Genomic DNA, 24,974 nt, shown 5'->3' with positions numbered 1-24,974 from the left:
GGACGCGTCCCTGGCGGGAGACCGTGACGAAATCGGGGCCGCGCCGCGTCGCCGCGCGGGTCTGGCCGGTCGGCGGCTCGCGACGGAAGACGCCTGTGCTTTGCGCATCTCAGGCGGAGCGCCGGCGCGCGCCTACGCCTCGGCCTGCGGGAGATGCGCGAGGATGTCGGCGAAACCCGGTCTCTCCCCGATCTCGGGCCGGGTGCAGGCCCCTTCGAGGTGGCGCCAGGGACCGGTCCCGATCCCGGCGAGGTCCAGGAGTTCGCCGAGCAGCAGGCCCCAGGCCCGCACCTCGACCCGGCGCAGGGCCGCGCCGACGGGGCCGTCCGGCAGGATCGAGGCGGCGCCGAAATCGCTGACGACGGCCTGTCCGTCCGTGCCGTCCCACAGGATGTTGTGGCCGTAGAGGTCGCCGTGCAGGATGCGGCGGGCGTGGAGATGGGCGCAGGCCTCGGCCGTGCCGCGGGCGATGCGCAGGGCCGCCGCCGGCGTCAGGGTCAGGCCGGCCGCGTAGACGTCGCGGCTGCAGCTCTCCAGGCTCGGCGGCCCGGCCAGCACCCGCCAGGACTCCGGCAGGAGCCGCATCAGCAGGCCCTCGCTGCCGTCCGGATGATCGACGACGCGCCCGAGGGCGCCGGTGAGGTGCGGGTGCGCCCCGGCCGCGAGGCAGGCTTCCATCTCGCGGGCGGGCAGGCCGTCGCTGGTCATGGTGCCCTTGAACAGCTTGAGCGCGACGGCGTCGGCCGCGCCCCCGTCGCGGCGCCACAGCGCCCGGTGCACCCGGCCCGAGGTTCCCTCGCCCAGGAGGGCGCCGGGTTCGAGCGCGCCCCAGGCCACCGCCGGCACCGCGGGCAGCACCGGCTCGTCGGCCACGGGATTGCCGGCATAGGAGGTCCAGGCGAGGGCCGGCAGGGTGGCGAGCCAGGGCGGAAGCGCCTCCAGCCGGTTGGCGGCCAGCCGCACCAGTTCGAGGTTGGCGGCACCCTCCAGGCTGTCGGGCAGGCGCCGCAGGCGATTGCCCGACAGCATCAGCTTCTGCAGCATCGCCCGCTGCCCGAGGGCGTCGGGCAGGGTGGCGATCTGGTTGTCCGTCAGGGTGAGCCAGCGCAGGGCCGGCGGCAGGGCCTCGCCCGGCACCTCCACGAGCCCGGTGCCGCGAAAGCCGACCTGGCTCAAGGCCGGGCAGTCGCCGAGCACCGGCGGCAGGCGGGTGAAGCGGTTGCCCGAGCAGAACAGCACGCGCAGGCGCCGCAGGCGGCCGAAATCCTCCGGCAGCGCCGTGAGGGCGCTGCCGCTCAGGTCCAGCCGTTCGAGACTGTCGCCGAGGTCGAGGATCTCGCGCGGAAACGTGGTCAGGCCGGGGGGAAAGCGCAGAGCCGTGGCCCCGGCGCAGTCGCCGCGGCGCAGGGCGGCCAACAGGTCCTGTTTCGCGGGAGCGTGTTGGGTCATCGGCGGGGCGCGAACAGGCGGGGGCGGATCATGCCTCCGGTCCTAGCGCGGGGCGGGGACCCGGCGCACGGCTTTTCTCGCGCAGCGCCGCCGCCCGGAGCAGGGCTTGGCCCGCGCGCGGATGGGCGGCATCGAAGGCCTCCATCAGCCGGGTCGCGTCGATCTTGGTGTAGAGCTGGGTGGTGGCCAGGGAGGCGTGGCCGAGCAGTTCCTGGATCGCCCGCAACTCGCCCTGGCGTGCCAGGAGGTGCGTGGCGAAGGAGTGGCGCAGGGCGTGCGGCGTCGCGCTCTCGGGCAGGCCGAGCCCGCCGCGCATCGCCGCCACCGCGTATTGAATGATCCGGGGCGAGAGCGGGCCGCCCTTGGCGCCCACGAAGAGCGGACCGTCCGGGGCCAGGGCGTAGGGGCAGGCGGCGCAGTATTCGGCCACCGCCGCCGCGACCACCGGCAGCACCGGCACCATTCGGGACTTGCCGCCCTTGCCCAGCACGGTGACGGAATCGAGGCCCGGCAGGGGCGCGTCCCGGGCCCGGAGCCCGAGGGCTTCCGAGATGCGCAGGCCCGAGCCGTAGAGCAGGGCCAGCACGGCGGCGTCGCGCGCCAGCACCCAGGGCTCGCGGGCCTCGCCGGCGCGCAGGTCGGGGCTGCTCATCGCCCGCGCGGCGGCGATCGGGATCGGACGCGGCAGGCGCCGTTCCACCTTGGGCGAGCGCACGGCGCCCAAGGCCGCCACGGTGCCGTGGCCCTCCCGCTCCAGGTGGCGCGCAAAGGAGCGCAGGCCCGCCAGCGCCCGCATCAGCGAGCGCCCGCCGACCCCCTCCGCCCGGCGCGCCGCCATGAAGGCGCGCACATCCCGCGGTTTCAACGCGACGAGCTGGGCGATGCCGGGCGTGCCGTGCCGCCCGGCGCGATGGACCAGGAACTGGCGCAGGTCCCGCACATAGGCCTCGACGGTGTTGGGCGACAGGCGCCGCTCCCGTGCGAGCTCGTCCTGCCAGGCCAGGGCCTCGGCGCGCAGGGCTGCCTCACCCGGAAACGCCAGGGCGTCGGCGGGCAGCGGGGAGGAGCCGGATGCGGAGGATGCCATGCCGCCACTGAAGCCCGAGAGGCGTTGACGCTCCGTTGCCGAAGGGGCGCGGAGCCGCGCGGGTGGGAGGATTTGTTGGCCGGAATGTCGGCTTCCGACCCTACTCAGACCTTCGAGGTCGTAGGCTCTAACGACTGGACCTGACGCTAAGCGGACAATCAATCGTGACCTTCAGGATGCCGCGATGGTCTCAGTTCGCGTAAGAGGATGAGGCGGTTCGAACCGGTCGATGAACCGCATGCCATCCCAGAGGTCGACGGCATGCCGATCAACAAGGGCTCGTGCCTTGTCCGTAGCTTCGCTGTCGTCCGAGGCCGAAATCGGCGTGTTCAGAACCCCGCCTCCGCCAGCGTTGAGCATCACGGCTCGGTAGCACGGGGCCCCATCCGGCTCAGCAGATGGGGGCCCACTCACCGGATCAGCCACGTGCCCGTGTAGGTCAGAGCGGCCGAGTAGATGGGATGCCCATCTTCGTCCGTTACCAGAACCGAGAAGGCTTGATGTTCGCCGTCTTTTGGCACCTCGTGTGCTGCGATCTCGGGTAGGACCGACTTTGCGTGACGAGCAGCTTCTTCAGGACCGGCGAGGTCCATGCCCTCGTCGTCGCGAAGCGTTTGGCCGTCATGGATATCGAAGAAGTAGCGAGGCACAGGGCTCTCCGCGCGCAGCAGGCGGGAGCACACGAGGTCTCACAGGCGCGGAAAGCCGAGAGTANTGGCCGTCATGGATATCGAAGAAGTAGCGAGGCACAGGGCTCTCCGCGCGCAGCAGGCGGGAGCACACGAGGTCTCACAGGCGCGGAAAGCCGAGAGTATGGCCGCGATAACTTTTGATATAGGCGCTGTGTCGACCAAAAAACTAATAAATGGGTGTTTTCCCCTAGGTGCCGGAGAACGGTCGGGTACCTCACATAGCGGGGTATGGTGGAGCCTTAGGATGCAGGTGGAGGTAGTTCGGATTGAACCCGGCATAGGCCTTGATGGCAGCGACATCGGGTAGGGTGACACGCCTCTCCTTGAACACCACCAGCCCCAAACGTCGTAACTCCTGGAGTGAGATGGACGTCGAATGCCGCTGGCGTCGTGATTTCGGCCGCTCGGACCTCTGGAGGTAGTTCGGATTGAACCCGGCATAGGCCTTGATGGCAGCGACATCGGGTAGGGTGACACGCCTCTCCTTGAACACCACCAGCCCCAAACGTCGTAACTCCTGGAGTACCCGGTTGATGTGGACGTTCGACAGCCCCGTTGCATCGCCGAGATCGAGTTGGATGAGGGGAAACTGGTAGCTGTTCTCCGTCGCAAGCCCCACCACCTGAAGGCGGATCAGGAACTCGCAGAACAGGTGTGCGACCTGCTCATCGGCCGAACGACGGCCCATGCACACCAGCCACTCTCGGAGGATTGCTTCATCAACGAGGCCAGCCCACTGCAAGGCACGGTTCAGGCCCGGATGTTTCCCACTGAGGTCATTCATTACTGAACGCGGGATACGCACCACGTCGCAGGAGCTGATCGTTCCGATGCTGTGATCCATCTCGCCGAGGATCGACACGTTCAGGTCGCAGAAATCTCCCGGGATGAGGAAGGCGACAATCGACCGTCCACCGCCTGGAAGCACCTTATAGCGGCAGGCGAACCCTTTCTGGATCAGGTGGACGTGATCGGGCACGTCTCCTTCCGAGATGAGTGCGGTTCGGGATGGGACATCGCGAANGCACCTTATAGCGGCAGGCGAACCCTTTCTGGATCAGGTGGACGTGATCGGGCACGTCTCCTTCCGAGATGAGTGCGGTTCGGGATGGGACATCGCGAAGGCGCGCACTCGCATCAGTAAGAGCCTTCTCTTCGGACCCAGACAGGACGAAACGGCGTCCAAGCTTCTGGATGAACGGATTGAGCATCTGCCCTCCCGGGCCATGCCCTATGGCCACTATGCCGAGCTAAGCGGCAGTGCACCAGAAAGTTGCGCCGAAGCGTGGAATATAATTCCAATCTTGTGCACCCTGACGACTACGCAAATTCGCAGAGCGATTTCACGGATACCGAGGTTCGTGCCGTCCGCCTGAAACTGTCACTTCTGCGCTGTAGACGATATCTCCGGAGGCATTACGGGCTGAAATCTTGAACGCCTGTTGATCGCTTCTCGGCAGAACGTTTTTGGCGATATCTCCGAGCGCCCTAAGGACCTCTGTCCGGGCAGTCTCTACGTCAGGAAGGTCCATCCCTTCCTCATCCCTGAACGGGGCGCGACTATCATCGAAGTCGAAATAAATTTTCAACAGCGCTACCTTCGGTAAAGTTCTATTTCCTAGCGAGGATGATAACGTATTGAACCGTACTGCGCTTGTCATTGGCTCTTGTTAATCGGCGTTCTGTCGGTCGGGTACCTCACATTCACCTGAGCGCAGCAGGTCAGGTCACGTCCGCTTCAGACGTGATGCGGACGTTCGGTAGGCCATCGACGAACGTCCGCATTCCACCCATTACCGACGTACAGCGTCGGGCCTAACGCCCGCCCTCGATCCGAAACGGGCCTCCACGGCGCCTCCGGAGCGCGAAGGGCCACCCGCGCTCGCCCCTTCACCCCCGCCCCATCCGCTCCGCGAGAAACGTCCGGATCCGCACCTCGGCCCGGCGCGATTCCGGCAGGCCGAGCAGGGGGTAGACGTGCATCAGGCCGGGTTCCTCGTGGTAGGCGAGGGGGGCTTCCTCCGCTCGGGCGCGGGCGGCGAGGCGGCGGGCATCGGCGACGAGGATGTCGTGGCTGCCGCAGAACAGTTCGATCGGCGGCAGGTCCCGCAGGGTGCCGAAGAGGGGGCTGACCCGGGGGTCCGTCCTGTCCCACGCGCCCCGCATACCAGCGCCCGAGGGTCCGGACGCCCGGGCGCATCAGCATCACGTCATCGGGTTCGATCCGGGCCTGCGCGGGCCTCGATGTGGAGACGTCGAGCCAGGGCGAGATCAGGACGAGGCCCCGGGGCAGGGGCAGCCCGGCATCGCGGGCCTGCATCGCCACGGACAGGGCGAGTCCGCCCCCGGCGGAATCACCCATCAGGGCGATCGGCGCGGCATCCCGCATATCCCGGTGGAGCGCCAGCGTGAAGGCGGTGATGTCGGCGCAGGCGTGCTCCGGCGTCAACGGATAGAGCGGTACGGTGACGGTCAGGCCCGTCGCGTCCACCATCCGGGCGATGAAGCGCCAGTGGATGCGCGTGATCGGGCTCGTATAGGCGCCCCCGTGCAGGTAGATCACCCCGCCCGCGCGGGCCTCCCGGCCTGCGCCCGGGCGCGGCGCCAGGGTTTAGACCGCGTGGCCGTCGCGCAGGCCCCAGGTCACCGCGAGGCGCCGGCGCAGGGCGCGGCTCGGGCGGGCGGGGTGGGGCCGCGCGGCGATGGCCCGTTCCGGGTCGAGGTCGTCCCGGGCAAGGTGGCGACGCCGCCCGGTGAGGCGGATCGCCAGGGCGGCGAGGCGAGCCGTCAGGCTGGTCACAGCCGACCCGCGATGGTGTCGCCGACCCGCAGGGCGTTGGCGATGATGGTCAGGGTCGGGTTCACGGCGCCGATCGAGGGGAAGAAGCTCGCATCGGTGACGTAGAGATTGTCGATGCCGTGCGCCCGGCAATCGAGGTCGAGCACCGAGGTCGCCGGGTCCGTGCCGAAGCGCAGCGTCCCGGCCTGGTGCGCCGTGCCGCCGATCGGCGTGTCCTTGCCGAGGTAGAGCGAGCGGTCGAACAGGTGCGGATGCACGTCGAGCTTGCCGCAGAGGTCGCGCAGCTTCTGCTTCAGCCGCCGATGCCCCTCCATGTTGCTCTCGGTGAGATCGAGGCGGACGCGGCCGCCGTCGTAGAAGATCCGGTTCTCCGGCCGCGGCAGATCCTCCGAGGTCAGCCAGAAATCGAGGGAATGCTGGGCGATCCAGTCGAACGGCTTTTCGGGAAACCATTGCAGGAAGCCCGGCAGGCCCTCGCCGTGGATCTGGGTGCCGTCGGACTTGCCGACCATCTGGATGTGGCCCAGCGGAAAGTCCCAGTCGTCCGAGCCGAAGTAGAAGTCGTTGAGCCCGAGGGTCTTCTGGAACTTCGTCGGGTTCGGGGTGCGCGAGACCGCCAGCACGGTGGCGTTGTTGTGGCGCATGTAGTTGCGCCCGACCTGGCCCGAGGCGTTGGCGAGCCCCTGCGGGTGGGCGTCGTTGGCCGAGCGCAGCATCAGCAGGGCCGAGGACAGGGCGCCGCAGGCCACCACCACGATGTCGCCCGAGACCGTCCGGCTCCGCCCCTCGCGCACCAGCTCGACGCCGGTGATCTGGCGCCCGCTCGGGCTGGTGAGGAGGCGCTCCACGTAGGCGCCGGTCCAGAGGGTGAGATTGGGGTGCCGGGCCAGCGCCGGGTCGACGCAGATGATCTGCGCATCGGCCTTGCCGTTGGTCAGGCAGGGATAGCCGTCGAAGGCGTCGCAGCGGATGCAGGCCGAATGCGGCAGGGCCTGGCCGTCGCGCTCGTCGAGCAGCACGCCCACCGGCAGGTGGAAGGGCCGGTGGCCCTCGCGCTTCAGTCCGTCGAACAGTTCCTGGATGCGGGGCTCGTGGGAGACCGGCGGGTAGGCATAGGGCTTGTCCGCCGGGGGCTCGGTCGGGTCTTCGCCGCGCAGGCCGTGGACGTGGTAGAGTTCCTCGGCCGCCTGATAATAGGGCGCGAAGGTGTCGTACTTCACCGGCCATTCGGGCGCATCGCCGTCGGGGTGGCGCACCACGTCGAAGTCTTGGCTTCGCAGGCGCAGCAGCACCGAGCCGTAGACCTTGCTGTTGCCGCCGACATAGTAGTGCAGGCCCGGGTGGAATTCCCGGCCATCGGCGCCGTACCAGCTCTCCGGGGCCTGATAGCGCGCATCCACGAACACCGCCTGGCTGTCCCAGTTCTCGCGCTCGCGCGGAAGATAGCCGCCGCGCTCCAGCAGCAGCACGCGCTTGCCGGTCTGGGCGAGGCGCCAGGCCATGGTGCCGCCGCCCGGCCCCGAGCCCACGATGACGACGTCGTAATGGTCCTGAGTCATGGGGGTTTCCACGGGGGTTTCCACGGGGGGCCTTCGGGGTCCGGTGTCTCGGGTAGGTCGGTTCCGGATGCCGCGATGCAGCATCCGAGACTTCGAACGTTTGAACCCCCGCGCGAGTGCCGCGTTCAACCGCCGATAGCATCACGTTCCGCCGAGCCGTCTCATCCCGGCGCGTCGCTCCTTTCAGGTCAGGACCGAATCTTGGTCGCTCTCAGCATCGGCATCGCCTTCGCGGTCCGGCTTCTCCTGGTCCTGCTGTTCCTGCCCTTCAGCGCGCTGGACAAGATCCTGAATTTTCGGGGCGCGGTGGGTCAGGCCCGCGAGCGCGTCGCCCGCACCGGGCTCGCCCGCGCGCTCATCCTCGCGGGGCTGTTCGTCGAGGTGGTGATGTCGCTCGGCATCCTCACCGGCATCGCCGATCGGGCCGCCGCCTTCGTGCTCGCCGGCTATTGCGGCGTCACGGCGCTGCTGTGGAAGCAGTTCTGGCGCCCCGGCGACTTCTGGGCCGGCGGCGACAGCAAGGGCCGGGGCCTGTTCTGGGACTTCCTCAAGAACTTCGCCCTCGCGGGCGGATTTCTCCTCATCACCTTCGGCACCGGGGCCGACACGGTGCGGCTCTTTCTCGCCGATCCGCTCGCCTCGTCGCAGCCCTACCGCACCGCCTCTGTCCCCGAGACCGTCAGGACCAACCCATGAGCGACGAGACGACGCCGGAGAAGCCCCGCGTTCCCTACTGGCACCTGTGGACCGACGCCGAGGGCGTCAGCCACCAGACCCGCTGCGCGCTGACCGATTTCGACATGAAGTCGATGCAGCCGCCGGCCGACCCGCAATGGCAGGGCACCAAGACCCATGACGGCGCCACCGTGATGGTCACGGTGCAGCCGGTGGGGTGGACCGGCGCCTGGCACGAGAACCCGAAGCCGCAATGGATCATCCCGCTCTCGGGTCGCTGGTTCGTCGAATCCATGGACGGGACCCGCGTCGAGATGGGTCCCGGCGAGATCTCCTTCGGAGAGGACCAGAACACGAAGGCGGTGGACGGGCGCCAGGGGCACCTCTCCGGCACGGTCGGCGACGCGCCCGCCGTGCTGATGGTGGTGCAGTTCGATGCGCCGCCGACCCTCGCCACCCCGTGCCGGTTCCGGTAGCCCCATGGCGTCCAGGCTCCAAAACCCGGGGTTCGAGGTCGTCGATCCGCGCTTTGCCGGGTACATGCTGGGCAATGCCGAACTGGAGGAGATCGCCAGCGGCTTCCGCTGGATCGAGGGGCCGGTCTGGTTCGGCGACGCCGACTGCCTGCTGTTCCAGGATCTGCCGCGCAACCGCACCATGCGGTGGAGCGAGGCGGAGGGGCTCTCGGTCTATCGGGCGCCCTCGGACTACGCCAACGGCCAGACCCGCGACCGGCAGGGCCGCCTGATCGCCTGCGCGCATCGCGGCCGCTGCCTGTATCGCACCGAACAGGACGGCGCCGTCACCACGCTGGTCACCCACCATGCCGGGCGCCGGCTCAACGCCCCCAACGACGTGGTGGTGGCTTCGGACGGGGCGATCTGGTTCACCGACCCGGTCTACGGCATCTCGAACGACTACGAGGGTGGGCGCCAAGTCTCCGAGCAGCCCCCGGCGCTGTATCGCCTCGACCCGGCTTCGGGCACCATCCGCGCCATGGCCCGTGATTTCGACGGGCCGAACGGGCTGGCCTTCTCGCCCGACGAGCGCCGGCTCTACGTGGCCGAGACCGGCGACCAGACCCGGCCCAACCCGCGCCAATACATCCGCGCCTTCGACGTCGGCCCCGACTTCGCGCTCTCGGGTGGCGAGGTCTTCCACACCGTCGCGCCCGGCTACTGCGACGGGATGCGGGTCGACGAGGACGGCAACGTCTGGAGCAGCGCCGCCGACGGGGTCCACTGCATCGATCCCTCCGGCAACCTGATGGGCAAGATCTTCGTGCCGCACCGGGTCTCGAACCTGACCTTCGGCGGCCGGATGAAGAACCGCCTGTTCATCGGCGGCTCGCACACCCTGTATGCCATCTTCCTCAACCGGCGTGGGGTTCAGACCCCATGACGGCGGGCGGGACGCCGGGCCTCGGAGCCGGACCGCTGCGCCTCGAGCGGATTCGCCTGGTCAGCGCCGACCCTGAAATACTGGCGCGGTATTTCACGGCCGCACTCGGGTTTTCGCGCACGACCTCGACACGACCTTCGGTCGACCAGCGAACCACTTTTGGCACGCATGGGGTGTCCCTCAGCCTCGGTGCCCAGGCCCTCGACCTCGTCGGATTCGACCGGCCGGGCCGTCCCTATCCCGACGACGTGCCGGGCTGGAGCCCGCTGTTTCAGCACATCGCCATCGTGGTCTCGGACATGGCGGCCGCCTTCGCGCGCCTGTCGGCGACCCCGGGCTGGCGCCCGATCTCCACGGCGGGACCGGAGCGCCTGCCGGCGGCCTCGGGTGGCGTGACTGCCTTCAAGTTCCGCGATCCCGAGGGGCATCCCCTTGAATTGCTTGCGTTTCCCGCCGGACATGAGCCGGAGACCTGGCGCGGCGGCGGACCCGATCCCTGCCTCGGCATCGACCATTCGGCGATCTCAGTGGCGGATTCCGCCGCCAGCCTCGCCTTCTACGAGGGCCTCGGCTTCTCGGTGGCGTCGCGCTCCACCAATGTCGGTCCCGAGCAGGCGCGCCTCGACGGCGTACCCGACCCGCGCGTGGCGGTGACCGGCCTGCGCCCGCCCGGCGCCCCGACGCCACATGTCGAACTCCTTGACTACGCAGGGCTATTTCCCCGTGCCGGTCACATCTGCGGCGACCACGACATCGCCGCCACGGTCCTGGTCTTCGCCGGTGAAGCCTCGGTCGCCGGTCCGCGCCGCCTTCAGGACCCTGACGGCCACCGGCTCTGGCTGCCCTGAGCGTCAGGCTCCCGCGCTTCGGAACAGCGCCCCCGCAGGTCCGGTTGGCCGAGCACGCAAGGCGGCGCGCGGCGCCTCCGGGAAGGGGAATTCCAAGGCATGCGGGACCTGCGGAACAGCGTGGTGGTGATCACCGGAGCATCGAGCGGCATCGGGCGCGCGGCCGCTTTCGCCGAACGGGGCGCTCGGGTGGTGCTGGCCGCCCGCCGGGCCGAGGCGCTCGCCGATCTCGCCCGCGACTGCCGCAAGCTCGGGGGCGAGGCTCTGGCCGTCCCGACCGACGTCACCGACGCGTCCGCCGTCGAGGCCCTGGCGAGCGCCGCCTACCACGCCTACGGGCGGATCGACGTTTGGATCAACAATGCAGGCACCGGAGTGTTCGGCCCCTACCAGGACGCTCCCCTCGACCTGCACCACCGCACCATCGCGGTGAACCTGCTGGGCGGCATGTACGGCGCCTATGCGGCGCTGCCTCACTTTCTGCGCCAGGGTCGGGGGACTCTGATCACCAACATCTCGCTCGGCGGCTGGGCTCCGGCGCCGTTCGCCGCCGCCTACACGGCCAGCAAGTTCGGCCTGCGCGGCTTCACCGCCAGCCTGCGCCAGGAGCTGCGCCGCCATCGCGATATCCACGTCTGCTCGGTGTTTCCCGCCATGGTCGACACCCCCGGTCTGGATCACGGCGCCAACGTCTCCGGCCGGACCATCGACACCGGCCCCCTGGTCTACGCCCCCGAAGACGTGGCCGAGACCTTCGTGCACCTCGCCCGCCACCCGCACGACGAGGTCGCGGTGGGCTGGCCGGCCCGTGCGGCGCAGGTCGCCTACGCCCTGGCCCCCGGGCCGACCGAACATCTCATGGGCATCGCGATCCACAGCGCCCTCGATCGGGCGAATCCGGCGCCGCGCACGCACGGGGCCCTCCGTGCGCCGCTCGGCGATACGCCCCGGGCAAGCGGCGGTTGGCGCGCCCGCAAGGGCGTTCCCTCGGCCCGGCCGCTCAGCGTTGCCGGTGCGGCGCTGGTCGGAGGGGCCGCGCTCCTCGCCCTTGGCTGGCGTGCCCGGACGTCATCGCGCGAGTACCCTCAGGGGCGCTGATCGCAACGCTGCGTGATCCAGTCGAGTGCTGTCGTCAGATCGAGAAACGCCGGTGGTCTGGGATAAGCCAGGCTGCCGAACCCCGCCTCCAGGAACCAGTATCCCGCCGCAGCGCCATGATCGGCCGAGAGCCGGACGAGGATGGCGACGAGGACACCCTCGGCCAGCACCAGGCGCCCCTCACCGTCGTTGCTCTCCGTACGGATCCGGATGGGCTGGAGGCTCAGAATCATGGGCTGGGCCGCCGCTCCTGATGCAGGTAGGCCGGATCGAATTCCGCACGCTTCGTCAGCTCGTTCCAATCGTGAATGACGAGGCGCTGTCCCTGAAGGGTGAGTAAGCCCTGACCGCGCAACTCCTGCAGGACGCGGTTCACGTGGACGTTCGACACCCCGATCGCGTCGGCGATATCGCTCTGGGTCAGAGCCATCTCGCAGCTATGGTCCCGAGCGAGATCCATGGCCTCCAGCTTCAGGTAGAGTTCGCAGAACAGGTGAGTGATCCGACCGAGCGTCGAGCGCCGGCCGATATTGGTCATCCACTCTCGGAAGATCGCGGCATCCACCAGTGTGTCGCGCCATAGGGCTGCGGTGACGCCGGGGTGGTTGCGGGTGAGATCGAGCAACGCGTCATGCGGAATGAAGGCGAGCGTGCACGCGGTGAGGGAGCTCAGGTTGTGATCCATGACCGGCAGATGGAGACTCTGCAGGTCCGGAATGTCGCCGGGGATGTGCACGGAGAGGATCTGGCGCTTGCCCTCGTCCAGCAGCTTGTAGCGGAAGGCCCAGCCCTCGATCAGGAGGCAGCATTGCGTGGGTTGATCGCCGTCGCGCACGATATCCTGGTGCGCGCCGAGCTGGCGACGCATCACCGGCAGACGCTCGATGGCATGACGCTCCGCATCCGAGACCGTGATGATTGTTTCCAGCTTCCGAATGAGCAGGCTGATGTCGGCGCCGGCGGCGAAGCTCATTGCGAAGATGCCTTTCTTGGATAGGACGGAAGCGTCGGGACTGCGTGAATGCAGGGGATCGCACGACCGGCGTCGTTCCTAGCATGGGAGCATGATGGCGCGCTCGCCGTCCCACGCCGCCGCCACCGCACGCTTCCTCTTGCCGCGAGTATAAACTGTGGCGGGTCAGGTCTCGACAAATCTTGCATTAACAAAAAGCAGGGCTGTTGAAAGGGCCGTCGGCCACTCCATGATGTCACGCCAATGTGATCGTGGCGCTGACTGAGGAAGCGGGATGTACGATCAGGGTGCGAGGGGGTGCGGATCAGAAGTGTCGATGCGACAAGCCTCTTTCTGCAGCCCTCCTCTCACAAGCTTGGAGCCGGCGGATTTTGGCCTCCTGTGAACGTCCCCCATGCCGGTTTGGACTCACCGTCGCCGAACCCTGATCGCCCCCCCCAGTCGGGGGGGCGTTGTGCGGTTCTGGGAGCCCTTACCCCTTGTCCAGCGTGCCTTCGGGTCGGTCTGCTTCGCTTCGTTCAGATCTCGCGGTCACTTCCGGTTCGCAACGCCAGCGCGTGCGCCGATCGATGGCGCTTTGATGATGTCCGTATGCCAGGCGAGCGCGAACATGTTTTCAGCGCGCCTTTCGTCGCGAGGAATGGCTGTGGACTTGGTCGACCACGGTACCGTACGATCATTCCAAAGGCGGAGCCCGCGCTGCGGCCTTTCGCGGAGCGCAATCCACGGCCGAACACCATGGCAGGAAACGCATGATCCGTTTGAACGTGAACGGTGCCATCCGCGAGGTCGAGGCCGAGCCTGACACCCCGCTCCTCTGGGTCATCCGTGAACAGGCGGGCCTCACCGGTACGAAGTACGGTTGCGGCATCGCCCAGTGCGGCGCCTGCACGGTGCATATCGATGGCACGGCTGTGCGCTCCTGTTCGATGCCGGTGTCCAGCGTCACGCCGGACCAGAAGATCGTGACGATCGAAGGCCTGTCGCAGGACCGCTCGCACCCGGTGCAGAAGGCCTGGGCCGAACTCGACGTCCCGCAATGCGGCTTCTGTCAGTCCGGGATGATCATGGCCTCGGCGGCGCTTCTTGCGCAGAACCCGCATCCCAGCGACGCGGAGATCCGCTCCGAGATCACCAACATCTGCCGGTGCGGCACCTACAATCGCGTCTTGGCCGGCATCAAGCTCGCGGCCAACGGCGGTCAGGCGGGTTGAGGAGAGAGCCATGAACGCGCCTCCCAGCAAGCCTTCCCGCCGCACGTTCGTAGCCGGTGCCGTCGCCTCAGCCGGCGGCCTCAGCCTGGGATTCCATGTGCCGTTCCCGGGTGAGGCCGTCGCCCAGGGGGCTCCGACCGTTCTCACCCCCGAGGTGAATGCCTGGGTGGTGATCAGGCCCGACGAGACGGTGGTGATCCGCATCGCCCGCTCCGAAATGGGGCAGGGCACCCTCACGGGACTCGCCCAGCTCGTGGCCGAGGAACTCGGCTGCGACTGGAGCAAGGTGGTCACCGAGTACCCGACGCCGGGCCAGAACGTCGCCCGCGGCCGGGTCTGGGGCGATTTCGGCACCGGCGGCAGCCGCGGCATCCGCGAATCTCAGGACTACGTCCGCAAGGGGGGCGCGGCCGCCCGCATCATGCTGGTCGAGGCCGCCGCCAAGGGCTGGGGTGTGGCCCCGGACACGTGCCGCATCGACAAGGGCGTGATCAGCCACGCCGGCTCAGGTCGTACCATCACCTTCGGCGCGGTCGCGATGGCGGCGGCCAAGATCACCCCGCCGAAGGACATCGTCCTCAAGGACCCGAAGGATTGGACCATCGCCGGAAAGCCGGTGAAGCGCCTCGACACCGTCGAGAAGACTGACGGCAGTCAGATCTACGGCATCGACCTCAACATGCCCGGCCTGCTGAACGCCGCGATCCGCGACTGTCCGGTCTTCGGCGGCACCGTGAAGAGCTTCGACGCCAAGGCGGTCGAAGGCATGCCTGGCGTCAAGAAGGTTGTGGCGGTCGGCGATTCGGCCGTAGCGGTGGTCGCCGACACGTTCTGGCGCGCCAAGACCGCCGTGGAGGCCCTGCCGATCGTCTGGGATGACGGGCCGAACGGGCAGGTCTCGAGCGAGACCATCGCGGCGACCCTGCGCGAGGGCCTCGATGCCGAGGAAACCTACGTGGGCAACAAGGGTGGCGACGTCGCAGCCGCCCTGAAGAACGCGGCCCGGGTTGTGGAGGCGACCTATGGCGTGCCGTTCCAGAACCACGCCACCATGGAGCCGATGAACGCCACGGTACGCTGGACGTCGGAGCGCTGTGAGGCCTGGGCGCCGACCCAGAACGGCGAGGCGGCACTCGCTGCCGTCGCAGAGGCTGCCGGTCTCTCGGCTGCCAAGTGCGACGTCTACAAGCTCCTGCTCGGTGGCGGCTTCGGCCGGCGCGGTGCCACGCACGACTGGCTGCGCCAAGCTGTGCTGATCGCGAAAGAGATGCCCGGGACGCCGATCAAGCTGATCTGGACCCGCGAAGAGGACATGACCCACGGGCGCTACCATCCGATCACGCAGTGCCGAATGCGTGCCGGGCTGGACGAGGCCGGCAACCTGACCGGGCTGCACATGCGCATTTCCGGCCAGTCGATCCTGGTTTCAGTTGCACCGAACCGAATGGTCGACGGCAAGGACCCGGTGGTGTTCCAGGGCCTCAACGCTGGCGGCGCAGAGGCGGCGATCGGCTACGCGATCCCGAACATCCTCGTCGATCATGCCATGCGCAATCCGCACGTTCCGCCGGGCTTCTGGCGCGGCGTGAACATGAATCCCAACGCCATCTATCTAGAATGCTTCATGGACGAACTCGCCCATGCGGCTGGTCAGGATCCTCTGGCCTTCCGGTTGAAGCTGATGGAGAAGCACCCAAAGCACCGGGCGGTGCTGCAGGCGGTGGCCGACAAAGCGGGCTGGGGCGAAAAGCCTCCCGCGGGCGTCCATCGAGGCCTCGCTCAGATGATGGGCTTCGGCTCCTACGTGGCGGCGGTGGCCGAGGTCTCGGTCGGTGATGATGGGGCGGTCAAGGTCCATCGCATCGTCGCGGCCACCGATCCGGGCCACGCCCTCAATCCGCAACAGATCGACGCTCAGATCGCGGGGTCTTTCGTCTATGGCCTGTCTGCGGCGCTCTACCAGGAATGCACGGTCAAGGACGGCCGCATCGAGCAGACGAACTTCGACACCTACCCCGTGATGCGGCTTCAGGAGATGCCGGTGGTCGAGACGATCGTGATGCCATCGGGCGGGTTCTGGGGTGGGGTCGGCGAGCCCACCATCGCGGTCGCGGCCCCTGCCGTCCTGAACGCCATCTATGCAGCCACCGGCAAGCGCGTGCGCCAGATGCCGGTGAAGAACACGGATTTGCGCCGAGCGTGACGCGCTTGTCGATGGTCGCGGCCTGGCTGCTGGCCGGACCGATGGGCATGGCCCTGGCGGCTGAGCGCCCGCCGCCAGGCGCCTCCTCCTGCGCCGGGTGCCATGCCGAGGGGGCGGCGATGGGGGCGATCGACGGTCGCCCGGAGACCGAGATCGCGGCGGCCCTCACCGCCTATCGTTCGGGCGAGCGGCCCGCGAGCGTGATGAGTCGCATAGCGAAGGGATTTTCGGACGCGGAGTCCCAGGCGATCGCCGCCTATCTGTCGCGGCAGCCTGCTGCCGCCGTAGGGCAGAGCAACGCGACAGGCCAGGAGCGACCATGAGCCCGACGCGCCGCGCTCTCCTCGCCACAGGGGCGGCCCTTGCCCTGGTAGGGCCCGCCATCGCGAAGGCCGTGCCGAAGGTGGTGGTGATCGGCGGCGGATTCGGGGGGGCTACGGCCGCCCGTGCGCTCCATCGGGGTGGCCTCGATGTGACACTCGTAGAGGTCAACCCGACCTACGTCTCCTGCCCGTTCAGCAACGAGGTCATCGCTGGCCTCCAGCCGATGGCGGCGCAGCGTTTCGGCTACGGAGGTCTCGTCCGCGCCGGCATCCGCGTGGTGCACGAAGCCGCCACGGGGATCGACTCGGGGGCCCGCCGGGTGACGCTCGCCGATGGCACGGCACTTCCCTATGACCGCCTCGTGCTCTCGCCGGGCATCGACCTGCGCTTCGATGCCATCCCGGGCTACGACGAGGCCGCTGCCAGCCGTATGCCCCATGCCTGGAAGGCCGGTGAGCAGACGCTGCTCCTCGCCCGGCAAATCGCCGCCATGCCGGAGGACGGCACCGTGGTGCTGTCGGTTCCTGGCAATCCCTATCGCTGCCCGCCCGGCCCCTACGAGCGGGCGAGCCTGATCGCCCACGTGCTGAAGACCCGCAAGCCGCGGGCAAAGCTGATCCTGCTCGATGCCAAGGACACCTTCTCGAAGCAGCGCCTGTTCCAGTCGGCCTGGGCGGCGCTTTACCCGACCCAGCTCGAATACGTGCCGCTGGCCGAGGGCGGCCAAGTCAGTGCCGTCGATCCGGATGCCATGATCGTCCGCACCGACTTCGCGGAGTACAAGGCGGATGTCGCCTGCATCATCCCACCCCAGCGGGCGGGCCGGATCGCCGCCATCGCCGGAGTCGCCGACCGCAGCGGCTGGTGCCCCATCGATCCGGTCACCTTCGAGTCGCGGTTGATGCCCGGCATCCACGTCATCGGCGACGCGGCCATTGCCGGGGCGATGCCCAAATCCGCGTTCTCGGCCAATGCGCAGGGCAAGGTCTGCGCCGATGCGGTGATCGACCTCCTGGCCGGGCGCGCGCCCGAGACGCCCAAGCTGATCAACACCTGTTACAGCCTGGTGGCGCCCGGCTACGGCATCTCGATCGCGGGCGTCTACCATCCCGCGGGTGGTGTCCTCGCTGACGTGGAGGGCGCTGGCGGGATCAGCCCGGTCGATGCGCCGATGACCCTGCGCGCCCAGGAGGCGCTCTATGCCGCCGACTGGTACCGCACCATCACCCGGCAGGTTTTCGGGTGATCGGACGCCCCGGATGGGTCTGGATCGGCGGGCTGCTCCTGGCCTCGGCGGCGGTTGCGGGGGAGGGCGCCCTGCGTCCCGTCACCATCGTGGGTCGGGAAATTCCGGAGCCCTTGACCACGGCGCCGGGGGACCCCGAGCGGGGCAGGACCCTCGTCGTCGACCGCACCCGGGGCCTGTGCCTGCTCTGCCATGCCGGGCCGTTTCCCGAGGAGCGCTTTCCGGGCAATCTCGGCCCTGACCTCTCGGGCGTCGGCGACCGGCTCTCGCCCGGCGCGCTGCGCCTGCGGCTCGTCGATGGCCGGGCCTTGAACCCGGACACGATCATGCCCTCCTATTACCGCCTACAGGAGACGGTGCGGATCGGCGCAGCCTGGCGCGACCGGCCGGTGCTGGAGGCCCAGGCCATTGAGGACATTGTGGCTTTTCTCATAACCCTGCGCGACACACCTTCGGAAAGGCCGGTGCCGTGAGCCCGCACAATCCCCAGGGTCCGAGCCGCCGCCGCATCCTCGCCCTCGGGCCCGGGGCCGCTGCCGCGGTGGTGCTGCGCCCGGTGGCGGCGAAGGCCGCGACGCGTACCGAGAGCACCGCCGAGGCCATCCGGCGCTTTGCCGGAGCGGCGGAGATCCGGCCGGGGCGGGTCCATCTCGACCTGCCGCCGCTGGTGGAGAACGGCAACGCGGTGACCATCACGGTGACGGTCGACAGCCCGATGACGGAGGAGGACCATGTCCGCCGCATCGCCGTGTTCAACGACAAGAATCCGCAGCCGAATGTCATCACCGTATACCTGGGGTCGCGTGGAGGTCGCGCGGTTTTGACGACCCGAATCCGCCTCGCCGACACGCAACGCATCACCGCCATCGCGGAGACCAGCGACGGCCGCTACTGGTCGACCACGGCGGATGCCATCGTCACCCTCGCCGCCTGCCTGGAGGGCTGACCGGCCATGGCCCGCACCCTGATCAACGTTCCGAAAGCTGCGACGGCCGGCGAGGTCGTGACGATCAAGACCCTGATCTCGCATCCGATGGAGACCGGCTTCCGGCCGGGGGCCGACGGGCGGATCCGGCCGCGCGACATCATCACCGACTTCACCTGCCTGTACGACGGCGAGCCGGTGTTCCGGGCCGAGCTGTTTCCGGCCGCAGCCGCCAATCCCTACCTGACCTTCACCCTGCGGGCGACGCGGACCGGCACGCTGACCTTCACCTGGCGCGGCGACAACGGTTTCGTCCAGACCGAGACCGCGACCCTGACGGTGACGTGAGGCGGGCCGCGCTCCTGATGCTGGCGGCTGTGGCGACCGGGTCGGCCGGGTCGGCCGGGGCGGGGGAGATTCCACCGGCCGAAATCCCGCCGGCCGAGCGGCGCTCGAGCTTCGACGGGATGAGCCCGGACATCCAGGCGATGCAGCGCGATGCGGACGCCAATCCGGGCCTGCTCTGGCTGCAGGACGGGGCGGACCTCTGGAGTACGGCCCCGGCGCCCGACCGGCCCGCCTGCGCCGGCTGCCACGGAGAGGCGGCGACCGCGATGCGTGGCGTTGCCGCCCGCTACCCGGCCTGGGACGAGGCGACCGCCGCCCCGATCGACCTCCAGGGCCGGATCAACGCCTGCCGCCGGCGCCACCAGGGCGCGGAGCCCTACGGCTACGAGAGCCGGGAGCTTCTGGGCCTCACCGCCTACGTCGCCGCCCAATCCGCGGGCCTGCCGATCACGGCCCCCGCCGACGCCCGCCTCGGCCCCGCCCGATCGGCGGGGCGGGCGCTGTTCACCCGGCGCATGGGCCAGCTCGGCCTGTCCTGCGCCGCCTGCCACGACGGCAATCACGGGCGTCGCCTCGGGGCCGCCCTGATCCCGCAGGGCCATCCCACCGGCTACCCGCTCTACCGCCTCGAATGGCAGGGACTCGGCTCGGTGCAGCGGCGCCTGCGTAACTGCATGACGGGGATGCGGGCCGAGCCCTTCGCCTATGGCGCGCCGGAATTCGTCGCCCTCGAGCGCTACCTGATGGACCGCGCCGCACCCCTTCCGGTGGAGACCCCGGCGGTGCGCCCGTGATCGCCCCTCAGGCCCAGGACAGGGCGACGCCGCCGGCGGCGGTGACCAGCACCACGATCCAGGGCGGCACCCGCCCCACGGTGAGCAGGCAGAAGGCCAGCACCGCCACGGCGAAATCGCGGGCGTTGCCGACGGCGCCGATCCAGACGGGATCGTAGAGGGCGGCGCCCAGGAGGCCGACCACGGCGGCGTTGGCGCCCCGCATCGCCGCCTGGGCGCGAGGCCGGGCGCGGAGACCGTGCCAGAACGGCAGGGCGCCGTAGACCAGGAGCAGCCCCGGCAGGAAGATCGCCACCAGGGCGATCGCGGCTCCGGGGAGGCCGTGCGGGGCCGGTCCGACGGCGGCGCCCAGATAGGCCGCCACGGTGAAGAGCGGGCCGGGCACCGCCTGGGCGGCGCCGTAGCCGGCGAGGAACCCGGCCGGGTCGATCCAGCCGGGGCCGACCACCTCCGCCTGGAGCAGGGGCAGGACGACGTGGCCGCCGCCGAACACCAGGGCGCCGGCGCGGGCGAAGGCCTCGAACAGGGCGAGCCCCTGGCCGCCGAACCCGGGCGCCAGGAGGGCCGGCCCGAGGAGCAGCAGGGCGAGGAGGAGGGCGAAGACGAGCAGAGCCGCCGCGCCGGCCCGGCGCGAGACCGGAACCCTGAGCGTGCCGGCGGGCCGGGCGGTGCCGTCCGCCGGCCCCGCGCCGGCCCGGCACAGGAGCAGCCCGGCCGCGGCCCCGAGGGCGATCGCCAGCGCCTGTCCGACAGCGCCGGGCAGAAGGACGACGCCCATCAACGCCGCGACCGCGATTCCGGCGCGGGGACGGTCCGGGGTGAGCGACCGGGCCATGCCCCACAGGGCTTGCGCCACCACCGCCACGGCCACCAGCTTGAGGCCGTGCAGCACGGCCGCCGCCCACGGTCCGGTCAGGGCGCCGGCCGAGAGGGCGAAGGCCAGGAGCGCCAGGGCGGAGGGCAGGGTGAAGGCTGCCCAGGCGGCGAGCCCCCCGAGCGGGCCGCCGCCGCGCAGCAGCCCGAGAGCGAACCCGACCTGGCTCGAGGCCGGCCCCGGCAGGAACTGGCACAGGGCCACGAGGTCGGCATAACCCGCCTCGTCGATCCAGCGCCGGCGCTGCACCAGCTCTTCGCGAAAGTAGCCCAGGTGGGCGATCGGGCCGCCGAACGCGGTCAGGCCGAGCTTGAGGAACACCCGGAACACCTCGGCGGGCCGTCCGGGAGCCGGACGCGTCTTGGAAGCCGGGCGCGTCTTGGAAGCCGGACGCGCCTCGGGAGCCGGGCGAGCCTCGGGGGACGGGGGCTGTGCCTGCCCATTCACGCGGTGATCCTCATCGTCGACACGTCTCCGGCATCCATCCAGCGCTCAAACCACCATGGATTGGTTCGGCGGGCGGATACCATCCGGCGCGGCCCGAGTCCCGGCGATTCCCGCCGGCCGGTCCGTCCCCGGGGCGCAGCGCACCGACGGACCGCCGGCGCGCCGCGCCGGAGACGCCGGATCGAGGCTCAGAGCGATCGAATTTGGCTAAAGTACGCATCGTCCTAAGTAAAGGACGGACTGTCACCTAATCAATCGATTCGGAAGTCTGTACTTACAAGCCCATAAACCAATCCCGTCCGAGATTGATGTGCCTAGACGGCATCGATAGCTCCGGACCAGGATTGCATCACATGAACTATTCTATTGGTCTAACCCAGTCTGCACGTGACGGCGTGCTCTCTTTGCAGAAAACTGCGTCGCTGATGGCTATCAATCAGGAACGTCTTGCGACCCGAAAGAACGTCAACAGCGCATTGGATGATCCGGTTAAGTATTTCACCGCGCAGGCGCTCACGGATCGCGCCGGTTCCCTCACGAGCCTGCTCGCGGGGATGTCCAACGGCATCCAGACCATTAAGGCGGCATCGACCGGCCTCGACACGATCACCAACTACGTGAAGTCGATGCAAGCAGTGGTGCAGCAGGCCCAGACCAGCGCCGCTCAGAACCTGCCCAAGATTTCCGGGACCCAAGCCCTCGGTAACGCGAACCTGGCTACGGCCGCCGGAAAGAGCCTGCGTGACTATGCCCTCGGCATGACTCTGAACACCCCGGTCGCCCCGGCTAGGGTCGGACCCAACGGAAACGTCGGTCTGGCGACGACCGTCAACATGATGCAGATCTCGGCGGGCAATGCGAGCTACAGCTACTCGATCTCGGCGACCGACACGGTCGCCGACCTCGTCAGCCAGATCAACAAATCGGGCATCGCCACCGCGTCTGTGGATGCCCAGGGCTTGATGCAGGTGGTCGGCGAGGGCTCCGATCCTCTGACGATCAGTCTCGGTGGGGCCGCGACGGCACCCGCGACCGGCTTCACCGCCAACGCACAGGCGACGACGCGGATGTTCGGTGCGCGGGCGACTGCGGTCGTTGGAGGCCTCACGTCGGCTGCCCGGACGGCTCTGATCGATCAGTTCAATACCCTGCGCGGCCAGATCGATTCGACCGCCAAGGGTTCCGGCGTCAGCGGCGTCAATCTGCTCAACGGCGACAAGACTTCGATCATCTTCAACGAGTTGACCGGGCCGGAACAGGCAAATCTCACCGTGCAGGGCACATTGACCAACTCGACCAACCTTGGGATCGGTCTGATGCAGGATTTAGCCACATCCGCTGGTGGGTCGAATTTCGGCATCCAGAACAATGCGGACCTCACGAAGGCGTCTGAAGCGCTGACCAACGCGCTCGACACGCTGAAGGCACAGTCGAACGTGCTCTCGCTGAACATGTCGATCATCATGACGCGTCAGGACTTCACCAAAAGCATGACCAACATCCTCAATACCGGCGCCTCCAACCTGACGGCGGCGGACATGAACGAGGAGGCTGCCAACTCGAACGCCCTGCAGATTCAGCAATCGCTCGGCGTCTCGGCGCTGTCCCTCGCCAATCAGGCGAACCAGAGCATCCTGCAGCTGCTGCGCTAAACGGACCCAGCATTCGGCGCGGTTCGATGACCGCGCCGAATTGCACCCGGAAATCCCGCACGCCCGTGCGGTCACGGCCCCTCTCACGGCATGATCCGGCCGGCCATGGCTCTCGTTTCCGAACTGTCCCGATGGCTAGCCGCAGGCGCAGGGCTGATGGGCGCCACCCTGATGATGACGCAGTCCGGCCCCTCGTGGGAGGGTGTGCGGATCGGGATCACGTGCGTTGCCTTATGGGCGATTTTCATGACGATCGGATTTGCGACACTCGGCTCCGGTCGGACCCGCAAGCGGGCCGGACGTTCCTCGACCGTGCGTCTGGCAAACCCGGACCAGGCCGGACCCCTGCCGGACGGCCCCGCCGCGAACGAGCGGAAATCGCCGGAAGCCTTGTCCCTTTCGGCTTCCGCCTCCTCTTCGACTTCAGCTTCGTCTTCCAGATCCCTTCCGGCACATCGGGAGCGGATTCTGCAGCGGCGATTTCGATGACTTCGATGGTCTGACAAGTCTTGGATCGATGCCAGCACAGTAATTTCGAGATTATTCGAACTCGATCGAACGTCTCTTGAGAATGGCATTGGATGTCGGGTCGATGATCCGCGATGGAATGTGATCGAATTGCGTTCCGATGCTGCGGGAGTCGTTCCAAGATCACGCGCCCGCGACGTTCTGGATTGGCCTCTCGTCAAGCCCTGAACCCGATCCTGCTGGCCTCGATTGGAGCGTCCGACCGGGACCACCGGTCTCGAACCGCTCGGCCTCCGCTTTCCCTGCGGCCGTGCGAGCAGGCTGTCGTCCGAGGTCGACGCGGGCCGTCAGGCCATCTGTCCCGTCGGGAGCGGAGGCTAGTCTGTCTAGATTCAGATATCGGGTTCGCTGTCGCAGCCTATTGACCAGACGATACTATTCTATAAGACTGATATCGAATCTCCAAGAAAATATAGGCGACGCCAAATCTTTCTCTATCCCAATCGGGAGGGGCGATTGCATGGCTGTGCCGATTCCACCGAGATTGCAGGCTTGGGCGGACGGGCTTCGGCCGCGGGCACGCTCCAGGTCGAGCGACTCGCGCCGCCGAAGCCCATGTGCATGTGGCGCTGGCGAATCGCCCCAGTGCCGTTTCAGCCGACCAATTGGCCTCGCTGCACGCAAAACGTGCACCAGGGCGCATGCGTGCCGGTCCGCGGCTGATGATGCCGTGTGCACGGACGGACATTCCATCCGTCAATACAGACGATCCGTCCTGGATCCTGCGGAAACGCGGCGGCGCTATTCACTGCACCTGGGGCGATCAATAAGTTTCTCGGCGAACATAAACAGGAATTGTTTATCGAATTTCAGGCACTAGCGAGGGCCAGTTTTTGGCTTGGATGGATGATCGAATATCTGTTCCAGAACATCGCCGACAACAATACGCGCCAAAGAGCCTGGATCGATGGTTTGGCGGATCTGTTCGAGGTGCGTTGCGAGCAGGATGTCTTCGTTCCGCAAACCGTATACCAGAGATATTATAATCTGAAGAAGATGATGTTTACCGAGGCCGACGGCTTCAAGCAGGTCGCGGAGAGAAAATCGTCGCAAATCGCGAACCAGAACATCGATCACATCTGCATCTCGCTTCAGCTTTCAGGTCAGAAAAAGATTGCAACTGGAGGGTGCGTTTCGGAGATCGGGCAGGAGATGCTGGTCGTCTTCGATCTTTCTCAGGAACTTTCGATCGACCGCGCGGGCGGAGGGGCCGAATTGGGCGCGATCGTGCCGCGCCGTGTCCTGGATGCTTGGCGCGGCGATCCGTCGAGCTGGCATGGACGGATCATCCCTCCGACGACCACGCCCCTCACCCTGCTGCTCGCGGACCATCTGAAAGGCTTGCGGACCTGCCTTCGGACGGCGGCGCCGCTGCAGAAGGACCGGCTCGCCGAGGCCTCCATCGCCCTCTGCAACGCGGCGTTCGTGGCGGAGTCGGACAGCGCCTACAATCACACCGGCGTCCTCGGGATCGCCGTGCGCCAGGCGATCGACCGAAACCTCGCCACGATCGACGCCGAGACCCTGATGGCCAAGTTCGGCCTGTCGCGGACGCCCCTCTACAAGCTGTTCGAGGCCGATGGGGGGGTCTACGCCTATATCCGCAGCCGGCGCCTCGCGCACGCCATGCAGCAGATCGCCTCCGCCCCCGGCGGGCGCCGCCCGAAGATCGCGCAACTGGCGTTCGAGAGCGGTTTCGAGAACGAGCAGGTGTTCAGCCGGGCGTTCCGGCGCAAGTACGGCCTGAACCCGAGCGAGGTCGACGCCACCTACCAAGTCTGCCCGCATGACGACCGCGCGTCACGCCTGATGTCCTGGCTGCGTGAACTCTAGCGTT

General features: G+C 68.2%; 25 protein-coding genes and 2 pseudogenes. 15 read left to right on the top strand and 12 right to left on the bottom strand.

Annotation, left to right across the window (positions count from 1 at the left end):
* Positions 1–132: 132 nt before the first annotated feature.
* From ASF60_RS11915 to ASF60_RS11880, 9 genes and pseudogenes are all read right to left on the bottom strand, one after another.
* Positions 133–1,449: a leucine-rich repeat-containing protein kinase family protein gene (locus ASF60_RS11915; protein ID WP_056184716.1), complete on the bottom strand. Its 1,317-nt coding sequence runs from the start codon at positions 1,447–1,449 to the stop codon at positions 133–135.
* Between the two features lie 28 nt (positions 1,450–1,477).
* The gene (locus ASF60_RS11910) at positions 1,478–2,536 is read right to left on the bottom strand and encodes a tyrosine recombinase XerC (RefSeq protein WP_082507908.1); all 1,059 of its coding nucleotides are present in this window, start codon (positions 2,534–2,536) and stop codon (positions 1,478–1,480) included.
* 410 nt (positions 2,537–2,946) lie between these two features.
* Positions 2,947–3,186 carry a DUF6894 family protein gene (locus ASF60_RS11900; protein WP_056184712.1) on the bottom strand — a complete coding sequence of 80 codons (240 nt, stop codon included), beginning with the start codon at positions 3,184–3,186 and terminating at the stop codon, positions 2,947–2,949.
* Between the two features lie 256 nt (positions 3,187–3,442).
* Positions 3,443–4,251, bottom strand: a pseudogene (locus ASF60_RS26170) (Crp/Fnr family transcriptional regulator); the annotation flags it as partial.
* 320 nt (positions 4,252–4,571) lie between these two features.
* Positions 4,572–4,889 (bottom strand): DUF6894 family protein, encoded by a 318-nt coding sequence (locus tag ASF60_RS26165; RefSeq protein WP_443136756.1) that lies wholly within the window; start codon positions 4,887–4,889, stop codon positions 4,572–4,574.
* Positions 4,890–5,118: 229 nt separating this feature from the next.
* Positions 5,119–5,394: an alpha/beta hydrolase fold domain-containing protein gene (locus tag ASF60_RS25630; RefSeq protein WP_056184707.1), complete on the bottom strand. Its 276-nt coding sequence runs from the start codon at positions 5,392–5,394 to the stop codon at positions 5,119–5,121.
* Between the two features lie 46 nt (positions 5,395–5,440).
* Positions 5,441–5,791: pseudogene (locus ASF60_RS26160) on the bottom strand (alpha/beta hydrolase fold domain-containing protein); the annotation flags it as partial.
* Positions 5,792–5,839: 48 nt separating this feature from the next.
* On the bottom strand, positions 5,840–6,028 hold the full coding sequence (locus ASF60_RS11885) for a hypothetical protein (RefSeq protein ID WP_056184704.1): 189 nt from the start codon (positions 6,026–6,028) through the stop codon (positions 5,840–5,842).
* Complete coding sequence (locus ASF60_RS11880; RefSeq protein ID WP_056184702.1) at positions 6,025–7,587, bottom strand: GMC family oxidoreductase; 1,563 nt, start codon at positions 7,585–7,587, stop codon at positions 6,025–6,027. The genes ASF60_RS11885 and ASF60_RS11880 overlap by 4 nt, the downstream gene beginning before the upstream one ends.
* 201 nt (positions 7,588–7,788) lie before the next feature.
* Here ASF60_RS11880 and ASF60_RS11875 point away from each other — a divergent pair, with 201 nt between their 5' ends.
* The 5 genes from ASF60_RS11875 to ASF60_RS11855 all read left to right on the top strand — a co-directional run bounded on the left by ASF60_RS11875 (position 7,789) and on the right by ASF60_RS11855 (position 11,609).
* Positions 7,789–8,283, top strand: coding sequence for a DoxX family membrane protein (locus tag ASF60_RS11875; RefSeq protein WP_056184701.1), 495 nt, complete (start codon positions 7,789–7,791; stop codon positions 8,281–8,283).
* Positions 8,280–8,738 carry a hypothetical protein gene (locus tag ASF60_RS11870; protein WP_056184698.1) on the top strand — a complete coding sequence of 153 codons (459 nt, stop codon included), beginning with the start codon at positions 8,280–8,282 and terminating at the stop codon, positions 8,736–8,738. The genes ASF60_RS11875 and ASF60_RS11870 overlap by 4 nt, the downstream gene beginning before the upstream one ends.
* A gap of 4 nt (positions 8,739–8,742) precedes the next feature.
* Positions 8,743–9,663 carry an SMP-30/gluconolactonase/LRE family protein gene (locus ASF60_RS11865; protein ID WP_056184697.1) on the top strand — a complete coding sequence of 307 codons (921 nt, stop codon included), beginning with the start codon at positions 8,743–8,745 and terminating at the stop codon, positions 9,661–9,663.
* Positions 9,660–10,511, top strand: coding sequence for a VOC family protein (locus ASF60_RS11860; protein ID WP_056184695.1), 852 nt, complete (start codon positions 9,660–9,662; stop codon positions 10,509–10,511). Before ASF60_RS11865 ends, ASF60_RS11860 begins: the two co-directional genes overlap by 4 nt.
* 99 nt (positions 10,512–10,610) lie before the next feature.
* Positions 10,611–11,609 (top strand): SDR family oxidoreductase, encoded by a 999-nt coding sequence (locus ASF60_RS11855; protein ID WP_056184693.1) that lies wholly within the window; start codon positions 10,611–10,613, stop codon positions 11,607–11,609.
* Here the strand turns inward: ASF60_RS11855 and ASF60_RS11850 are convergent.
* Positions 11,597–11,842 carry a hypothetical protein gene (locus ASF60_RS11850; RefSeq protein ID WP_056184691.1) on the bottom strand — a complete coding sequence of 82 codons (246 nt, stop codon included), beginning with the start codon at positions 11,840–11,842 and terminating at the stop codon, positions 11,597–11,599. The genes ASF60_RS11855 and ASF60_RS11850 overlap by 13 nt on opposite strands.
* Positions 11,839–12,582, bottom strand: coding sequence for a Crp/Fnr family transcriptional regulator (locus ASF60_RS11845; protein ID WP_056184689.1), 744 nt, complete (start codon positions 12,580–12,582; stop codon positions 11,839–11,841). Before ASF60_RS11845 ends, ASF60_RS11850 begins: the two co-directional genes overlap by 4 nt.
* A gap of 752 nt (positions 12,583–13,334) precedes the next feature.
* Here ASF60_RS11845 and ASF60_RS11840 point away from each other — a divergent pair.
* The 8 genes from ASF60_RS11840 to soxA are packed head-to-tail and all read left to right on the top strand — an operon-like array spanning position 13,335 to position 19,636.
* Positions 13,335–13,796: a (2Fe-2S)-binding protein gene (locus ASF60_RS11840; RefSeq protein WP_056184687.1), complete on the top strand. Its 462-nt coding sequence runs from the start codon at positions 13,335–13,337 to the stop codon at positions 13,794–13,796.
* A gap of 10 nt (positions 13,797–13,806) precedes the next feature.
* On the top strand, positions 13,807–15,999 hold the full coding sequence (locus ASF60_RS11835) for a xanthine dehydrogenase family protein molybdopterin-binding subunit (RefSeq protein WP_056184685.1): 2,193 nt from the start codon (positions 13,807–13,809) through the stop codon (positions 15,997–15,999).
* Positions 15,996–16,322, top strand: a complete 327-nt coding sequence (locus tag ASF60_RS11830) for a c-type cytochrome (RefSeq protein ID WP_244478401.1) — start codon at positions 15,996–15,998, stop codon at positions 16,320–16,322. The genes ASF60_RS11835 and ASF60_RS11830 overlap by 4 nt, the downstream gene beginning before the upstream one ends.
* Positions 16,319–17,569, top strand: coding sequence for an NAD(P)/FAD-dependent oxidoreductase (locus ASF60_RS11825; protein ID WP_056184683.1), 1,251 nt, complete (start codon positions 16,319–16,321; stop codon positions 17,567–17,569). Before ASF60_RS11830 ends, ASF60_RS11825 begins: the two co-directional genes overlap by 4 nt.
* Positions 17,566–18,042 (top strand): sulfur oxidation c-type cytochrome SoxX, encoded by a 477-nt coding sequence (soxX, locus tag ASF60_RS11820; protein WP_443136755.1) that lies wholly within the window; start codon positions 17,566–17,568, stop codon positions 18,040–18,042. The genes ASF60_RS11825 and soxX overlap by 4 nt, the downstream gene beginning before the upstream one ends.
* Positions 18,039–18,515 (top strand): SoxY-related AACIE arm protein, encoded by a 477-nt coding sequence (locus ASF60_RS11815; protein WP_056184680.1) that lies wholly within the window; start codon positions 18,039–18,041, stop codon positions 18,513–18,515. Before soxX ends, ASF60_RS11815 begins: the two co-directional genes overlap by 4 nt.
* Positions 18,516–18,521: 6 nt before the next feature.
* On the top strand, positions 18,522–18,842 hold the full coding sequence (gene soxZ, locus ASF60_RS11810) for a thiosulfate oxidation carrier complex protein SoxZ (RefSeq protein ID WP_056184678.1): 321 nt from the start codon (positions 18,522–18,524) through the stop codon (positions 18,840–18,842).
* Between the two features lie 17 nt (positions 18,843–18,859).
* Positions 18,860–19,636, top strand: coding sequence for a sulfur oxidation c-type cytochrome SoxA (soxA, locus tag ASF60_RS11805; RefSeq protein ID WP_082507914.1), 777 nt, complete (start codon positions 18,860–18,862; stop codon positions 19,634–19,636).
* A gap of 7 nt (positions 19,637–19,643) precedes the next feature.
* Here soxA and chrA read toward each other — a convergent pair whose 3' ends face one another.
* A complete protein-coding gene (gene chrA / locus ASF60_RS11800) occupies positions 19,644–20,840 on the bottom strand; it encodes a chromate efflux transporter (protein ID WP_056184673.1) in 1,197 nt (398 codons plus the stop codon).
* Positions 20,841–21,310: 470 nt separating this feature from the next.
* On the opposite strand from chrA, the gene ASF60_RS11795 reads away from it, so the two are divergent.
* Complete coding sequence (locus ASF60_RS11795; protein ID WP_162241306.1) at positions 21,311–22,609, top strand: flagellin N-terminal helical domain-containing protein; 1,299 nt, start codon at positions 21,311–21,313, stop codon at positions 22,607–22,609.
* A gap of 1,200 nt (positions 22,610–23,809) precedes the next feature.
* A complete protein-coding gene (locus tag ASF60_RS11790; RefSeq protein WP_156634045.1) occupies positions 23,810–24,970 on the top strand; it encodes a helix-turn-helix domain-containing protein in 1,161 nt (386 codons plus the stop codon).
* Positions 24,971–24,974: the final 4 nt, after the last annotated feature.

This window comes from Methylobacterium sp. Leaf113, from assembly GCF_001423325.1.
Classification (GTDB): Bacteria; Pseudomonadota; Alphaproteobacteria; order Rhizobiales; family Beijerinckiaceae; genus Methylobacterium.
This window is presented reverse-complemented; position numbering and strand designations above follow the sequence as displayed.

What these genes read in the sequence shown, in the direction of transcription:
- ASF60_RS11915 (WP_056184716.1), bottom strand. Translation starts at nt 1,449, where the DNA reads ATGACCCAACACGCTCCCGCGAAACAGGACCTGTTGGCCGCCCTGCGC.
- ASF60_RS11910 (WP_082507908.1), bottom strand. Translation starts at nt 2,536, where the DNA reads ATGGCATCCTCCGCATCCGGCTCCTCCCCGCTGCCCGCCGACGCCCTG.
- ASF60_RS26165 (WP_443136756.1), bottom strand. Translation starts at nt 4,889, where the DNA reads ATGACAAGCGCAGTACGGTTCAATACGTTATCATCCTCGCTAGGAAAT.
- ASF60_RS25630 (WP_056184707.1), bottom strand. Translation starts at nt 5,394, where the DNA reads ATGCGGGGCGCGTGGGACAGGACGGACCCCCGGGTCAGCCCCCTCTTC.
- ASF60_RS11880 (WP_056184702.1), bottom strand. Translation starts at nt 7,587, where the DNA reads ATGACTCAGGACCATTACGACGTCGTCATCGTGGGCTCGGGGCCGGGC.
- ASF60_RS11870 (WP_056184698.1), top strand. Translation starts at nt 8,280, where the DNA reads ATGAGCGACGAGACGACGCCGGAGAAGCCCCGCGTTCCCTACTGGCAC.
- ASF60_RS11865 (WP_056184697.1), top strand. Translation starts at nt 8,743, where the DNA reads ATGGCGTCCAGGCTCCAAAACCCGGGGTTCGAGGTCGTCGATCCGCGC.
- ASF60_RS11860 (WP_056184695.1), top strand. Translation starts at nt 9,660, where the DNA reads ATGACGGCGGGCGGGACGCCGGGCCTCGGAGCCGGACCGCTGCGCCTC.
- ASF60_RS11855 (WP_056184693.1), top strand. Translation starts at nt 10,611, where the DNA reads ATGCGGGACCTGCGGAACAGCGTGGTGGTGATCACCGGAGCATCGAGC.
- ASF60_RS11850 (WP_056184691.1), bottom strand. Translation starts at nt 11,842, where the DNA reads ATGATTCTGAGCCTCCAGCCCATCCGGATCCGTACGGAGAGCAACGAC.
- ASF60_RS11845 (WP_056184689.1), bottom strand. Translation starts at nt 12,582, where the DNA reads ATGAGCTTCGCCGCCGGCGCCGACATCAGCCTGCTCATTCGGAAGCTG.
- ASF60_RS11840 (WP_056184687.1), top strand. Translation starts at nt 13,335, where the DNA reads ATGATCCGTTTGAACGTGAACGGTGCCATCCGCGAGGTCGAGGCCGAG.
- ASF60_RS11835 (WP_056184685.1), top strand. Translation starts at nt 13,807, where the DNA reads ATGAACGCGCCTCCCAGCAAGCCTTCCCGCCGCACGTTCGTAGCCGGT.
- ASF60_RS11825 (WP_056184683.1), top strand. Translation starts at nt 16,319, where the DNA reads ATGAGCCCGACGCGCCGCGCTCTCCTCGCCACAGGGGCGGCCCTTGCC.
- soxZ (WP_056184678.1), top strand. Translation starts at nt 18,522, where the DNA reads ATGGCCCGCACCCTGATCAACGTTCCGAAAGCTGCGACGGCCGGCGAG.
- soxA (WP_082507914.1), top strand. Translation starts at nt 18,860, where the DNA reads ATGCTGGCGGCTGTGGCGACCGGGTCGGCCGGGTCGGCCGGGGCGGGG.
- ASF60_RS11795 (WP_162241306.1), top strand. Translation starts at nt 21,311, where the DNA reads ATGAACTATTCTATTGGTCTAACCCAGTCTGCACGTGACGGCGTGCTC.